Source organism: Longitalea luteola, from assembly GCF_017356035.1.
GTDB lineage: Bacteria > Bacteroidota > Bacteroidia > Chitinophagales > Chitinophagaceae > Niastella > Niastella luteola.
The window spans coordinates 41,307-55,671 of record NZ_JAFIQX010000013.1 but is presented as its reverse complement, the minus strand read 5'-3'; the positions used below and the strand labels follow the sequence as shown (position 1 = coordinate 55,671).

Genomic DNA, 14,365 nt, shown 5'->3' with positions numbered 1-14,365 from the left:
TTTCTGGGCGTAATTTGCCCGATTGTTAAAGTTTTTTACCCAAATAAAAGCGCCCTTTGAAAGTATTTGGTAATTTCATTGCTGCGTATTGAAGCATTTTACCCGTTGTTCAGCATACACATACATCATTCAGTCTAAAACAGTTTCAAGATGAAACCACTGTTAATAGAAAACAATCTGGATCTAAAGTGCACTGTTGATGTCAAAGTTCTTAATACCCACAAACTCGACAATCCCTTTCATTTTCATAACTCATATGAACTGGTGCTGGTTTTGAAAAGTAATGGCTACAGGATCGTTGGAGATAACGTTGAAAGTTTTCACGATGGCGATCTGGTTTTATTAGGTCCGAACCTGCCTCACGTATGGTATAATGAGAAAGCGTATTATGAACAAGGCAGCGTACAGGAAGTGAAGGCCATTGTTGTCTACTTCAGCCCCGAGTGGCTCAATGAAAAGCTGTTGAACTTCGCCGAGCTCTTTAAGGTAAAGGAATTGTTTAAAAAAAGTAGCCACGGGCTGAAGATATCAGGAGAAACAAAACAACGGGTTATATCAAGCATTATGAGATTACCCGAACTGAAGGGCCTCAAGTGCATTATTGAAATATTGTCTATTATTGATTTACTATCAGAAACAGAAGAATACACCTGCCTCGCTTCACCGGGTTACATAAATTCGTACAATCAAAAGGATGCACGGCGAATTGATAAGGTGTATCAATATGTAATGGAGAACTTTACTGAAAACATTTTCCTTGAAGAAGCAGCGGCGCTCATTAACATGACACCTACTGCATTTTGCAGGTATTTTAAGTCAAGAACCAAAAAAACGTTTACACACTTTGTCAATGAGGTAAGAATAGGCCATGCCACCAAGTTATTGTGTAATGAAAATCTTAACATCTCAGACGTCTGCTACCACTCAGGTTTTAATAATCCTGCAAACTTCAATAAAACATTCAAAGATATTAAGAAGATGACCCCTAAAGAATTCAGAATGAACATCGGCAATTAATGCAGTTCAGCCACAGCTCCGGCCACCAATCAGTTTGCTCTTTTTTGTTCAACTACTTTGTAAAAAACATCGGCATTGCCTTTCCCGGCACCTGTGATCATTTTCGTATGGGCGCTACAAATATGCATGACCGATTCTGCAGCGTCCTGGGTAAAACCACTTTCGGGATATGCACAAAACAAACAGAAAGCTTCATTTTCGCAGAATTTGTTCCAAAGATGTTCCAGCCTTACCGTGGCGCCAACCTGTCCTTTAGCCCATAAGATGGCGACCATCTCACCAAATGCCCGAACATTACGGTTGTTTCCTTTTGCCTTCACTATTACTTCACTTATAACCTTATGGAAAAGATATTCGTCAGGCCAGTCATTTACCATGAATTTAGACAAAGTTTCTTCTGCATCGAGTGGAATGTATTGAGTTTCGGAGATCAAAGAAGGAACAGCGTAGCCTGCAGCAGCGAGTCGCTCATCCAAAGCTTTTAAATGAGCAGTAGTCGCAATAACCACAGCACATTCCCCGGCATTGATGCCGCCACTCACAAAACCTGTGAGAAGGTCAAGGAAACTTTCATCATTCTCATAGATCTGAACAATATGCTCACATGGCGCGATCTCGCCCCAGAAAACGTCACTCGAACTTTTGGCCCATCCACCGTTATTAATTTTCAGCGAATACATTAGCTTACCTTTTCAAAATGATTGATATAATTTTTATTTCTCCAGCCTGATCAGTTTGTCAATACACTTCAACGTTCTTCAGCGGGCAAATATATGTGAAAAACTGCTCCTTCATTTTGTCTGCCTTCCGCAGTTATCACTCCCTTGTGATTTTCTACTATTGTCTTACAGATTGCCAGGCCAAGGCCGGTACCTTCATATTTCGAGCGTTCATGTAATCTATAAAACATATCAAAAATTTTCTCACACTGCTCAGGCTCAAACCCGATCCCGTTATCTGATACGCTAAGGTGATAATAGGCCTTATTGACTTCACGGGGCCTACCCGGCAAAATGTTACCTGTAACCAATTCACTGCTTATCACAATGTGTGGATCTTCACCTGACTTAGCAAATTTTAGTGCGTTACTCAGTAAGTTTAAAAATAATTGGCGAAACTGGAACTTTACAACATTCAGGGTAGGCAACTCTGCAAGCTCGATCGTTGCATTCTTTTCCCTGATCTTTAACTCGAGCGCATTGATAGTTTCTTCAAGAATTACATTCAGGTCAACTTCTTCGAGCTTCGCTTCATTGTCATTACTCCGGGCATAAGTCAACAAATCCTGGATCAGGTTTCTCATCTGACTTGTTGCATCTGTAATACGATGGTAGATATTCCTGCCATTTTCTGAAAACTTATCACCTTCAATGGCAATAAGCCTGTCGAAATTTATCTGAATTTTGCGTAACGGCTCCTGCAGATCATGACTGGCAATATGTGCAAAGGAGGACAGCTGGTTGTTGATCTTTTCAAGTTCCTCATTTTTCTGCATCAACACGGTTTCCGCCTGCCTGAGTGCTGCGTTTCTTTTCCTGAGGTCTTCCGTTCTATCCAAGACAATTTTTTCCAGTGAATACTTTATTTGCTCTTCAGCCGAAATATCCTGAAGTATTCCGATATAGCCTGTAAGTTCTTTACCGGTATCATATATAGGACTCGCGTTCGCATAGGCAACAATGTAGTTTCCGGATGCGCTTAAAAGTCTGAATTTTCCTTCAAAAGGTTTCCGGGCATCAAAACAACTCGTCCATGCAGTGATAACATTATCCCGGTCATCGGGATGAATAAAATTGAACCATAAACTTTTAAGGCCCTCCTGGATGGATCTGCCGGTCAACTGCTGCCATTTCGAACTCAAAAAGTTGCAATCGCCCTTTTCATCGGTAGTCCAGATCACCAGCGGAACAAGGCTTGCCATCTGCCTGAAGCGTTCTTCGCTTTCCCTGACAACTTTCTCGGCAAGTCGCTGTTCAGTTACATCTATGGTAAAGCATCGCGTATGAACGAATTTTTCACCCTCCCATAAAGCCGAAGAGTTTATAGTCACCTGTCTTATGGAGCCATCTTTACATACAAGTTCGGCATCATAATTCACGATCCGCTGCTTATTGGTCAAACGCCTCATGATATCTTCAATGGCAGTCTTATTGGCATGAAATTCTGAGATGTGACGCCCAATGTATTCTTCTTCTGTATAACCTAACAGCCTGAGTTCTGCCTGGTTTGCCCAAATAATGATACCGTCGGCATTCACCCAATGCAGGCAGATGGAGGCATTTTCGAAATAATCTTTAAGGGCTATTTCGGTCCTGTTCTTTTCCGTAACGTCGGAGCAGTGAAAAATAAAGCCTTTTACCCGTCTTCGTTGTTCAAAATACGGAGAAATCGTAGCCTCCAGGTATTGAAGACCCCTTTTCGTGTTAACCGTAATTTGAAAATGCGCAGTTTGGCCCACCAGTACTTTTCCCATATGGCGTTGTACCTGGTCAAATATCTCTGAGCCAACAATTAGTGGAAATTTTTCCCCAGCTACATCTTCTACGTTAAACCAATCGGTAAAAGGCCGATTGCAAAATTGCAGCACCATGTTGCAATCTATATATGCAACCAAAGCCGGAATGGAATTAATAAGAACCGCTAAGTCTGCGAATTCGCTCTGAATACCAATATGGGAACGCAAACTAGCATCTGCCTGATTGGACATGTATCGCTGCTGTTTATTAATTGATTATGTACGAAGGCATTTTTTGAATAATCGACTAATACAGAAAATCTTATGCCAGGGCGCGCTGGCACATTAAAATATTGATCCAATTTATTATTCGTATTTTTAAACGCTAATTTTCCTCCCTGCATCTGTTTTGGATCTGCATAACACTTAGTAAGGCAAGATTATAAGCTGCTTCTGAGCGAGTTATCTATACATACAATCAGTAATTACCGTTCCTTTAACCGGGTAAACAATATCCTGTCATGCAGCAACAACTGTAATGCATGTAAATTGACAACCTTTTAAACGATGGCTAATGAAATTTTTAAAAGAACATTTACGTCACAGCTATGAGTGGACAAGTGGATTGAACCACTCCATACAGAACAATGAACCCGACCGGCGGATCTTTGACCGTTTCAACGGTTACCAGGTTCTGTTCATTATTAATCACTTTGGTAAATCGCTTGGTAAATTAACTTTTACCGACGGTGCAAGAATTGAAGAACTGATTTCAACCCAATTACCACTGGAAGTAAAAAGTGAATTGTCAGTTTTTAACTGGTTGCGCGGGGTCTATTTATACAATTAGCAAGTGATTGGCATTGACAATATACTGATACTGACATAACACAGCTTTCAACGATTTTTGCTGATCGGTTATGGGAAGAAATGGTTAAAACAATACCCCAAAGGCGCTTTCACAACCATCAGCAACCTGCAGGAACAATGTTTTGCATCGAGTGAAGGCATCGGCGTTTCAACATGCACGTTAACTAGTACCCGAGAAGTGAAAATCTGTTAAAAAAGATTTAGAAATGTGTGAAATACTGTGAATGGCTTGCGCATTAAAATTGGTAATTTTAATGTATTGCCAACCATTTAAAACCTTACAGTATGATCACAAATCACATGAGAGAATTGAAAGCCGGTTCTATCCTTTTTCTTGCCGCAACTTTACTATTGATCGCTGCCTGTTCTAAAAAATCTGTAAACACTGAAGAGCCCGCCTACCAGGAGAACACGGAAGAAATTATCAGTTATCTTGCCAGCCAGGGATTTGACAAACAGCAGATCGTATTCGAGAACGACCGGGTTATTGTAGAAAAAGACATTATTTTAAGTTTTCCTGAGTTACAACAACGGATTGCCGACTGGAAGACCGCCGCAACAGAACAGCGCCGGCACACTTATATCGTTAGCAATTCGTACAACAGCAACATTACGATTTACATCGATCCTGCCGTTCCATCAAATTGGAGAACTGCGATCCAGGGTGCTGTAAATAACTGGAACGCGGTTCCATCATCGAGATTGGGCATGTCTATCGTATCCAGTCAGTCAGGTGCGCATTGCCGGGTATTTATGGGTTACGAGGCTGCCAATTGGATTGCCAGGGCTTATCTGCCTTCTTCCAGTGGCCGGCCTGGTGTAAGCGTTGAGATCAATTCAAATTACAACAGTCTGGCAGCCAGCCAAAAATTGTTTGCCATTACTCACGAGTTTGGTCACACCATTGGGTTCCACCACACCAACCAAACTTCGGGCATACACATTCCGGGTACGCCCACTTCAGATCCTAATTCAGTGATGAACTCATTTGTTCTTCCCTGGAATGGATTTACTTCAGCTGATGTGCTGGCTACGCAAATCCTGTATCCGCAATAAGGAAGTTCCTTCCCTCTCACATAACTGAACAAGGCAGCGTTGCGGCTGCCTTTTTCAATTACATGCTCCTGGAAGCCGTTTATAGGTAAGGCGGCATGCACATTCGGGTATTTTTATTCCCTGGCAAGAAGGTATATTAATTGAGCACTGAAGAAAAGACCGATGAGGCGAAGCAACTATTACCTGTCGAAAATTACTATCCTCTACCTCCTGATATTGTGACCAAAATCGACGCCACTTTCGATGGCGCTTAAGCGGAAACAGGCAAATTCCAGCAGGTTGATGAGCAGAGAATAAAAGCTACTATTGAAAGAATAAACAGCTCAAATAAAACAAAATTCTAATAAGGAGACAATTTGCAACAACGATTCATTTTCGATTTATATCCCTATATTTGCATCGTGAAAGATATGACCATCATAAAAAAGCAATTTATAGCCGGATTACTGGCCGCTTTATTACTGATGGTTACGGGCGTGAAATTCTTTCACACCTGCAGCGAGGAAGATGAGGTCAAAATTGCAAGCCAGTTAGATAAATTAAGCAACCACACCGAGTGTGCCATTTGCGAATTTCATTTCACACAAGATGTTGACCTCACGATAACAGCACCTTCCATAGACCCGATATCCTTCAGCATTCACAAAGCCTTCACTTACTCCCCCAACAATTTCACCTCTTCAATAGGCCTCAGCTTTTCCGACCGGGGACCACCCGCATTATTGTAGCAACCGCCAGTTTACAAAACTGTTCCTCAATGGCAGTTTATCCTGTTAACACGCTATGAAGCAACACAACCTAGCTCAGGCTATTGCTTTTGCGATGTTATTAATGGCTTTTATCCCGGTATTGGCTGTGACAACTTCACGCATTCGGCGGCAACCCAAAGAGCCAGGTGCCAATCTGTGAATACCTTTTTCCCAGCACTGCCTGAGAGAGATAAGCCTGCATAAATGTAAACAGGACCATCACCGATTTCATTAAACTATAAGACAGCATGTCGGAACTCAACTTTCGCAAAAGGCATTCACGTGTCGTGTGGACGGTTATTCATATTCTATTATTAGCAAGTTTGGCACAAACGGTCCTTGCTCAGGAGCACCAGCTACCAGGGGTGGTCGTCGATGAACAGCGCAAACCGATACCTGGCGTGCAATTGTCGCTGCAGCCGGGAAATATTCTCCGCCTTTCCGACAGCAGCGGCCACTTTGTATTCGTCATCGCAAAGGCAGGCACTTATACGCTTACAGCCTCCAAAGAAGGATATAGCATGTTCACGAAAACCTATGCCGCCGGTAACCAGTTCAAATCTATTCGCATAGTTCTGCATCCCATCGGCCAATTACTCGAAGAAGTGATCGTAAAAGACCGGCATGAGGAAGAACGCCGCCAAACGGAGGCCCTGACCATCGACATCGTTAACAAGAACTTTATCCAGCGTCACCTGGGCGGCAGCCTGATGCAGACACTCTCCCGCCTTCCGGGCATTAAGACAATTGGTATCGGCTCGGGGCAATCGAAACCATTGATCAGGGGCCTCGGCTTTAACCGGGTGGTGGTAATAGATAAAGGCGTCAAACACGAAGGCCAGCAATGGGGCGCCGACCATGGTCTGGAGATCGATCAATTCGCAGCCAATGAAGTGGAATTGATAAAAGGCGCCGCATCGTTTGTATACGGCTCTGATGCCGTTGGTGGCGCTATTGACCTAAAACCTGCCCCGCCACCGCCTTTGCAAACCTTTGGAGGATCGGTAGATATTTTAGGCAAGACGAACAACAACTTATACGGCACCTCCACCAACCTGTACGGCAGAAACCAACGTCTGTTTTTCGATGCACGCTTTACCTACCAAAACTATGGCGATTACAAAGTACCTGCTGATAGTGTGTTCGTATACGATTACGGGGTGGCACTTCACCAAAACAAATTAAGGAACACTGCCGGAAGGGAGACAGGCCTTCATCTGAACACTGGCTATGTAAGCGATAAATCGCGAACTACGTTTTATATCAGCAATACCTATAGTAAAAGCGGCTTTTTTGCCAACGCCCATGGACTCGAGCCACGGCGAGTGGACGCCGCCATGCACGATGCATCATCGAGAGATATCCTGATGCCACGGCAACAGGTCAATCATTTTAAAGTCATCAACCGGAGCAGTTATACCAAAGGTGTACATTCCTGGGAGGCAGAAATCGGCTACCAACACAATAAACGAAAAGAGTACAGCCAATATGTGAATCATGGCTATATGCCTCCTTCCTGTCCGGATACATTGGGCGTATCAAATTACCTGGAGCGCGCTTTTGACAAGCATGTATATTCCATTAATTTCCGTGATGAGATAAGCTTGGGAAAACACAGCCTGAAAATAGGGGTCAATGGCGAACACCAGCAAAATACCATAGCAGGATGGACTTTCCTGGTGCCAGCTTTCAGGCAAAGCACACTGGGCGCATTTGCCTATGACAAATATAGCATGAACGACCGGGTAATATTACACGGCGCAGTGCGCTACGACCATGGACAGATCCGCCTGCAGGAGTACCGTGATTGGTTCCCTTCCGGCGATGGCCCCGATACTGAATACCTCGTCAGGGCTGCCCCGCTCACCCGCAAATTCAACAGCCTCGTATGGTCGGCAGGTATAAACTACAACCTGGAACAATTCGAATTGAAAGCCAACATAGGAAAAAGCTTCCGCATACCCATCGCCAAGGAACTGGGTGCAAACGGTGTCAACTATCATTACTTCAGTTATGAAAAGGGCAACGCCTCCTTAGACCCGGAACAATCGTATCAAGCTGATTTCAGTCTTGCCTGGAAGGCGCGCCGCTGGTCAGTGAAACTGAGTCCATTCTATAACTATTTTCCCAATTATATATATCTCAACCCAACCTCGCAATACGACTATTTTTATGGTGCTGGCAATCAGGTCTTCGAGTATGCGCAAAGCCGCGTGATGCGATACGGCGGTGAAGTAGAGATCAACTACAACATATTACCAGCATTGCGTGTGGGCCTGCTTGGCGAATACCTGTATGCAGAACAGCTATCGGGGAACAAGAAAGGTTACACTCTTCCCTTCTCTCCCCCGCCGTCGGGCCTGCTTAACCTTTCCTGGTCGCCGACATTGCGCAATGGTGTCACTGGCACTTATTTCTCCGTCGACTACCGATTAACTGCACCACAAAACAATATCGTGCCTCCGGAAAAGAAAACACCTGGCTACCAGGTGGTCAACGTACAGGCCGGCACACGCTTAACAGCAGGCAAACAACCGTTGATGGTCAGCCTGCAGGCGCAAAACCTTTTCAACACGCGCTATCTTAATCATACCAGCTTTTACAGGCTCATCGAACTGCCGGAAGCGGGACGAAACATCATATTATCACTAAAAATCCCTTTTCGCATACGCTCGTCCGGTAATAGCAGCGAATAACAACAATGAAGGCATAGCCGAATAAATATTTTCAAAACAATCAATACAATTAACTAAACAAGTCAATTATGAAAAGTACTCAGTTTTTACGCATTCTTTGCCTCGTATTCCTGGTAGTAGCCGGGGTGATAGGTTGTAAAAAAGACAAGGACATCGTGGCCAAGCCCACCATCGACAACCTTGAAATAGGAACCGCAAACAGTAAAAAGGCGTTCGCCGGCTCTGATCTCCACCTCGAAGCCGACTTGGCCGCGGCAGGTACGCTCGAAAATGTAGTGGTGGAGATCACATCTACCAGTGCTGGTGGCTGGCAGTTCAGTGAAGCTTTTACAGAAGGTATTACAGGAACAAAAAATGCCAATCTTCATGAGCACATCGATATTCCGGCCACGGTAGCGCCCGGCGCTTATCGAATATTCATAAAAGTAACCGATAAGGCAGGACAGGTTACAATCGTAGAATCCGAGCTTATAATCGAAAAGCAAAACCCCAGCGCGGCCCTCGTCTTCACGAAAGTAACTGGTGAAGGACTGGAAGCACACGGGGATCATTTTCACGGATTGGGTACTGCCATCGATGGATCCTCAGATACGGTAACTTTTGATGACAAAGGCACTATCATCGCCAATGGCCATTTACATTTGGAGGCAACTGGCATTTATAAGGTCGCTCTGAAAACTTACGATGCGAGTGGCAACGAAACTCAAAATAAGTTCATAGCCAACGCTGCCACTGCGGAAAATTATAAAGCTTTTTTGATCGGCGGCAATTTCGTACTGAATCCCAATACCACTGGTGAGACTGGTGCTATTTTTCAAACACGTGAAACGACATATGCAGACGGAACAGCAGTAACTGGCGGCGCAACCAAAACAACTGGCGTTATCTCCTATTTTATCGCAGGCATCGATAACAAGGCTGCCAAGGATGTAACCTTCGTCATGAGAAAAGTGAATCCAGGCGTGAAACCTACAATTACCAGGCTAGACTGGAACCGCACTGATTATGCCACCGCCTTTGCCGGCACCAACGAGCTGGAATTGAAATTTGAAATACATGCTGAATAAGCAGGACAGTAATTCTCTAACAGGACAAATAACTGTGCGGGCTGTCTCCGGACAGTTATTGTCCTCTTTTAACAAGGAATCTAATGAAAAAGCAATTGACACTGATAGGTATGCTGGTGGCCATGACAATAGCTGGCTGTAGTAAAGACGCTAATGAGGAGCCCGATACCGAATACCCTGCCATTGATATTTCGGCTAATACCTTTCCGCAGCAATGTAGTGAAATCAAACGCGGAGAAACATTCACCTACCGGGTGCGCTTTTCAGACAACCGTGAGTTGGGGTCTTCGAGCGTGGATATACACCACAATTTCGATCACCATTCGCACAGCACCGTTATTGAGCCCTGTAACCTGGAACCTAAAAAAACGGCAGTAAAGCCTTTTCTGTTGATCAGGACGTATGATATCCCGGCCGGCCTGAAAACCTACGATCTTAATCAGCAAATCCAGGTACCGGCGGACGTAGATCCCGGCGACTATCATTTTTCCATTCGGGTCACCGATAAAGAAGGTTGGCAATCCATCAAAGGATTGAGTATCAAGATCATATAACGCCTTTAACCAGTGCCGTGTATGATAATACAACGTATAAAATGGGATATTTCAAGTATCGCATCGATAAGGTAGTACCGGTCTCAGGCTACTACCTTATTTTATTCGGTATTGCGTTCAGGCAACTGGCGTTATTTGCAAACTCAATGGAAGAAAAACAATTTTAAATGGCGTAATCCGCTTCTATATAACAGAGATGGCCCAATCCCTAAACGTTTTTACATCATAAAAAATAAAATCGGGAGCGAGGGGCAAAAGGGCTTCAGGCCTCGCAGTAGGCGCCCAGGCCGCGGCGGCTATGGGAATGCCAACAAGTCGGCATGCAACGATATCGCTCGGTGCATCGCCGACATAAATAACCTGTTCTTTTTTGATGTCTGTCCAGTAAGACAACAGCGTATCGATGCATTGGTGCTTTATTGGTCCAGCGGCAGAGCCCGTTTTTACATACTCAAAACAGGCCCCGAGGCCAAACTGTCGAAGAGAAATCTCAGTGCTACGGGGTCCCTTTCCTGTAACCATCGCTAATCGCACGTTGTTATTTCGAAGTTCCTCCAGCGACTCCGCCATTCCCTCGAAAGGTCTTGAACATTGATGATGTAGCTGCTCATAGTGTACCAAATAACTGGACAATGCCTGATCATATTGATCAGGGACCAATGCGCTGATTGTACCCTCTTCTGACGGACCGAAAGTTGCCACAATTTCCTCGTCGGTGATCGTTCGCTGTGCCAGGGGACTGATAGCCTTTCGAAAAGCCTGGATGCATAACGGTAATGTATTGGCAATTGTGCCGTCGAGGTCAAAAATGAACGCTTTGAACTTTGACATAGTATCTGCCGTTTACTTCTACAAGATGCTTGTACAAAGAAAAATAAAAACGTCGAAAAAGAACCAGATCTCAAACGGCATTTGCAGCAGGCTGGCTTTGCGCAAGATCATTTCAGGGTTCAATTGCAGGTCCGGCGCCCCGACCATTTTGATCAAGTTAAAATAAAGAATAACAAATGACCGTTATTCTGTAAGACTGAAAAAGATCGGTCACAAATATACCTGATTGATTGTGTAAAAGATTGAATTTACTATATTTGCAATGTTCCGATTTTTGCGTCAATCAGCCTCTTTTCTCACTGACGTATTACTTTTTTTAGTTGCCAGTTTTTGCATCTCGATTTTTTTGCTTTTTGTCAGTAATAGTTATCGTTTTACGGATTTATTCTCGTTCATCAGTTTTGTTAAAGTTTAAGCAAGTCTTTGTTAGTTAACTTTTAAAATTAACATTATGAAGCTTTCTGAATTTATTTTGTTAAATGAGGAGGATAAAAAAAGCACTGTAATGAATAATGCAGTTGCATTGGCTCAAAGAACCTACCCGGATGTTACTATTTTTCTCTTTCAACTTGACAATTATTACATTGAAGCTTATTGCAACTTGGCTAACAAGGCCATCGAAGAGTATCGGGTACTGCCCGATACAAATGCAATAAGCCATTATCTGGAAGCCATTCCAATAAGTGATTTAATCAACTGATTAGGTTAAAAAGCAAAGGCCTGCCTGGTTACACGAACAAGAGCAGGCCTTTTCTTTTTTTTTATCTAAAATATTTATCTTACCTTTGGTATGTTAATTTGAGCCTCGCATTAGTATTCATTAATTACATTGCCTAGTTTATCTGCATTTTAGTTAGTTTCTTACTGCATGCCTTCCTCGAAATTTTTTATCAATTAATTTTTTTCAAATGAACATTTATGTTTCAAATTTAAGCTTCAACGTACAAGATGAAGACTTAAAAGATTTTTTCGCTCCGTATGGAGAGGTTACTTCTGCCAAAGTTATCACAGATAGAGAAACCGGGAGATCAAGAGGTTTCGGCTTTGTTGAAATGGCGGATGAAACGGCTTCAAAAAAAGCCATTGCAGAACTTGATGGGGCAACAGTGGAGAACAGAACAATCAGTGTATCTGTTGCCAAACCAAGAGAAGAAAGATCATCTCGTGGCAGTGGAAGAAGCGGTTTTAACAATGGAAATAGTTATAATAAGAATAGATACTAATTCATTTCGACTGCAGATCAAAGCCCCGAAAGGGGCTTTTGACATTACTTCCTGCGTGCAGCACATATCAACGGCAATTACTTTCAATTTATTAATTGTTTAAACTGCTGCCGACCGAGACGCCACAATACCCCGACGTCATGCAATCAGCCGCATTCTACAGTTTAACTAAATTGAGAAAATAAACATCGTTTTCCCGCAACTCCAGCTCTTTCAAAAGAGGCATTCCGCTTTTTACTGAAATAATCTCTCTGGATATTGGAGATCCATCGTTTTGTTTCTTTAGTTGATCCACCTGTTGCCTGTTAAGTTGTGAGGGCCTTCCCATAGACAAATAAGAAGAATATACATCATTGCTTCTGTACCCCACTTTATACACTTCAAGCGAATACATGCCGCCGGGCACATTTGCGAAATTGATCTTTAATTTTCCTTTAGATGTTGCCGGCAGGTCGCGAATGTAATAATCCTGGTTATGTACTGAATCACCCGGATGTGTGTTGGTGAAATCCCAAACCAGCATTTGCATATTTCCCGATGCATCTTTGCACACCCAGGAGGCAGAATCAGTATTCAGCAATTCAATATTTCCCAACCGGTTCAGGAACTGGTAAGCATAGAATACAGGCTTGTTAATACCCTGGATGGTCAACATGCCAAACCCGCCATGAAAAGGGGTAAATCGAGGTCCGGCTTCTTCAAAAATATCGGTGAACACCCAATACGACATGGAATTAGCTGCGTTACCAACCTGTTTCAGCTTTTGCAGCACATAAGCTGCTTCGTGGTAGCTGTCATGAATAGGATCAGCGGGCGTATAAGATGCACTCCATTCAGTGTAATGCAATTCCAGCTGCGGCATTGCCGAACCAGTGATCTCTTTTCGCGACTGAAGCACCTCACCACTTACGCTCATGGGATTTTTATCGAGCACCGTACCTGAGTTACCAAACTCATCAAGGTACCCCTGTTTCACGCCGTAGGCATGCGTACTTATAAAATCCAGGGGCACCTTATTCTTATGGCAATAGGCTATCAATTCGGGTTCCCAGGCGGCGCCGGCAGTTCCCGGGCCACCAACCCGATATTCGCTGTTCACATTTTTAATGGCCTGCGCCGTGTATTTATATAATTTGAAATAATCTTCCTGCGTTCCAGCCCAGAATCCGGGTGAAAGATTGGGTTCGTTCCAAACTTCGAAGTACCAGGTCTTTACTTCTTCGGCGCCATAACGTTCAGTAAAATGTTGCGTAAGGGCACGCACCAGGCCAGCCCATTTTTCATAATCTTTAGGCGGTGTTACATTTCCCCGCCACCAGAAAATGGTTTGATTACCGCTGGCAAGCGCCCCTGGCATAAAGCCAAGTTCTACAAACGGTTTCATGCCTATACTTTGCAGGAAATCGAACAGGACATCGATATACATAAAATTGTATTCGGGATTGCCATTTTTATCTTCTTTATACACAGCCATGTCGTCTGTTAACAGCCCGTGCATCCGGATGTACCTGAACCCACATTCTTTTTTCACATAAGCCAGTTGCTGCTGCCAGTCGGCCCGCAATCCTTCATTAGCTCTGCCGGCGCCCACACATTCATTGAACATTGTATTCAATAATCCTTTCTGCCGGTTGAAATCAATATTGATACGCCTTTCGGATATTCCCACCTTTTTGCCCGGTCTGTTTTGAGCGAAAGCACAACTTGCGGCCAGGCTGGTAAGCACAAATAAAATGATCCTGTTCTGTTTCATATAAAACCTTTGAATCTTCTATTGCAAACGCTGAATTATTAAAAGCGTCCCTATCTGCAGGGACGCTTTATGATCTCCTTTAGTTCAGCATTCA

At 43.6% G+C, this 14,365-nt stretch carries 14 protein-coding genes; 9 read left to right on the top strand and 5 right to left on the bottom strand.

The annotated features are described in order from the left end of the window. Positions 1-150 precede the first annotated feature (150 nt). On the top strand, positions 151-1,017 hold the full coding sequence (locus tag JUB15_RS24440) for an AraC family transcriptional regulator (protein WP_207515283.1): 867 nt from the start codon (positions 151-153) through the stop codon (positions 1,015-1,017). Between the two features lie 29 nt (positions 1,018-1,046). Here JUB15_RS24440 and JUB15_RS24435 read toward each other — a convergent pair whose 3' ends face one another. Together JUB15_RS24435 and JUB15_RS24430 are read right to left on the bottom strand one after the other, a co-directional pair. Next, on the bottom strand, positions 1,047-1,697 hold the full coding sequence (locus JUB15_RS24435) for an MEDS domain-containing protein (protein ID WP_207515282.1): 651 nt from the start codon (positions 1,695-1,697) through the stop codon (positions 1,047-1,049). Between the two features lie 68 nt (positions 1,698-1,765). Then, positions 1,766-3,724: a PAS domain S-box protein gene (locus tag JUB15_RS24430; RefSeq protein ID WP_207515281.1), complete on the bottom strand. Its 1,959-nt coding sequence runs from the start codon at positions 3,722-3,724 to the stop codon at positions 1,766-1,768. 322 nt (positions 3,725-4,046) lie between these two features. On the opposite strand from JUB15_RS24430, the gene JUB15_RS24425 reads away from it, so the two are divergent. The 6 genes from JUB15_RS24425 to JUB15_RS24400 all read left to right on the top strand — a co-directional run bounded on the left by JUB15_RS24425 (position 4,047) and on the right by JUB15_RS24400 (position 10,464). Beyond that, positions 4,047-4,322: a hypothetical protein gene (locus JUB15_RS24425; protein WP_207515280.1), complete on the top strand. Its 276-nt coding sequence runs from the start codon at positions 4,047-4,049 to the stop codon at positions 4,320-4,322. 305 nt (positions 4,323-4,627) lie between these two features. Further along, positions 4,628-5,398: a M57 family metalloprotease gene (locus JUB15_RS24420; protein WP_207515279.1), complete on the top strand. Its 771-nt coding sequence runs from the start codon at positions 4,628-4,630 to the stop codon at positions 5,396-5,398. 356 nt (positions 5,399-5,754) lie between these two features. Next, a complete protein-coding gene (locus JUB15_RS24415) occupies positions 5,755-6,126 on the top strand; it encodes a hypothetical protein (RefSeq protein WP_207515278.1) in 372 nt (123 codons plus the stop codon). 269 nt (positions 6,127-6,395) lie between these two features. Next, positions 6,396-8,843, top strand: coding sequence for a TonB-dependent receptor (locus JUB15_RS24410; protein WP_207515277.1), 2,448 nt, complete (start codon positions 6,396-6,398; stop codon positions 8,841-8,843). A gap of 68 nt (positions 8,844-8,911) precedes the next feature. Continuing rightward, complete coding sequence (locus JUB15_RS24405) at positions 8,912-9,910, top strand: DUF4625 domain-containing protein (RefSeq protein WP_207515276.1); 999 nt, start codon at positions 8,912-8,914, stop codon at positions 9,908-9,910. An 83-nt stretch (positions 9,911-9,993) separates the two neighbouring features. Then, on the top strand, positions 9,994-10,464 hold the full coding sequence (locus JUB15_RS24400) for a DUF4625 domain-containing protein (protein ID WP_207515275.1): 471 nt from the start codon (positions 9,994-9,996) through the stop codon (positions 10,462-10,464). A 183-nt stretch (positions 10,465-10,647) separates the two neighbouring features. Here the strand turns inward: JUB15_RS24400 and JUB15_RS24395 are convergent, their stop codons facing one another. Both JUB15_RS24395 and JUB15_RS28670 read right to left on the bottom strand, forming a co-directional pair. Next, the gene (locus tag JUB15_RS24395) at positions 10,648-11,295 is read right to left on the bottom strand and encodes an HAD family hydrolase (protein ID WP_207515274.1); all 648 of its coding nucleotides are present in this window, start codon (positions 11,293-11,295) and stop codon (positions 10,648-10,650) included. Positions 11,296-11,313: 18 nt separating this feature from the next. Beyond that, positions 11,314-11,442 carry a hypothetical protein gene (locus tag JUB15_RS28670; RefSeq protein ID WP_255539673.1) on the bottom strand — a complete coding sequence of 43 codons (129 nt, stop codon included), beginning with the start codon at positions 11,440-11,442 and terminating at the stop codon, positions 11,314-11,316. Positions 11,443-11,746: 304 nt separating this feature from the next. Here JUB15_RS28670 and JUB15_RS24390 point away from each other — a divergent pair, with 304 nt between their 5' ends. Together JUB15_RS24390 and rbp are read left to right on the top strand one after the other, a co-directional pair. Then, positions 11,747-11,995, top strand: a complete 249-nt coding sequence (locus tag JUB15_RS24390) for a hypothetical protein (RefSeq protein ID WP_207515273.1) — start codon at positions 11,747-11,749, stop codon at positions 11,993-11,995. Positions 11,996-12,203: 208 nt separating this feature from the next. Further along, positions 12,204-12,518, top strand: coding sequence for an RNA-binding regulator (gene rbp / locus JUB15_RS24385; RefSeq protein WP_207515272.1), 315 nt, complete (start codon positions 12,204-12,206; stop codon positions 12,516-12,518). 157 nt (positions 12,519-12,675) lie between these two features. On the opposite strand, the gene JUB15_RS24380 is transcribed toward rbp, so the two are convergent. After that, the gene (locus JUB15_RS24380; protein WP_207515271.1) at positions 12,676-14,271 is read right to left on the bottom strand and encodes a GH39 family glycosyl hydrolase; all 1,596 of its coding nucleotides are present in this window, start codon (positions 14,269-14,271) and stop codon (positions 12,676-12,678) included. Between the last annotated feature and the right edge of the window lie 94 nt (positions 14,272-14,365).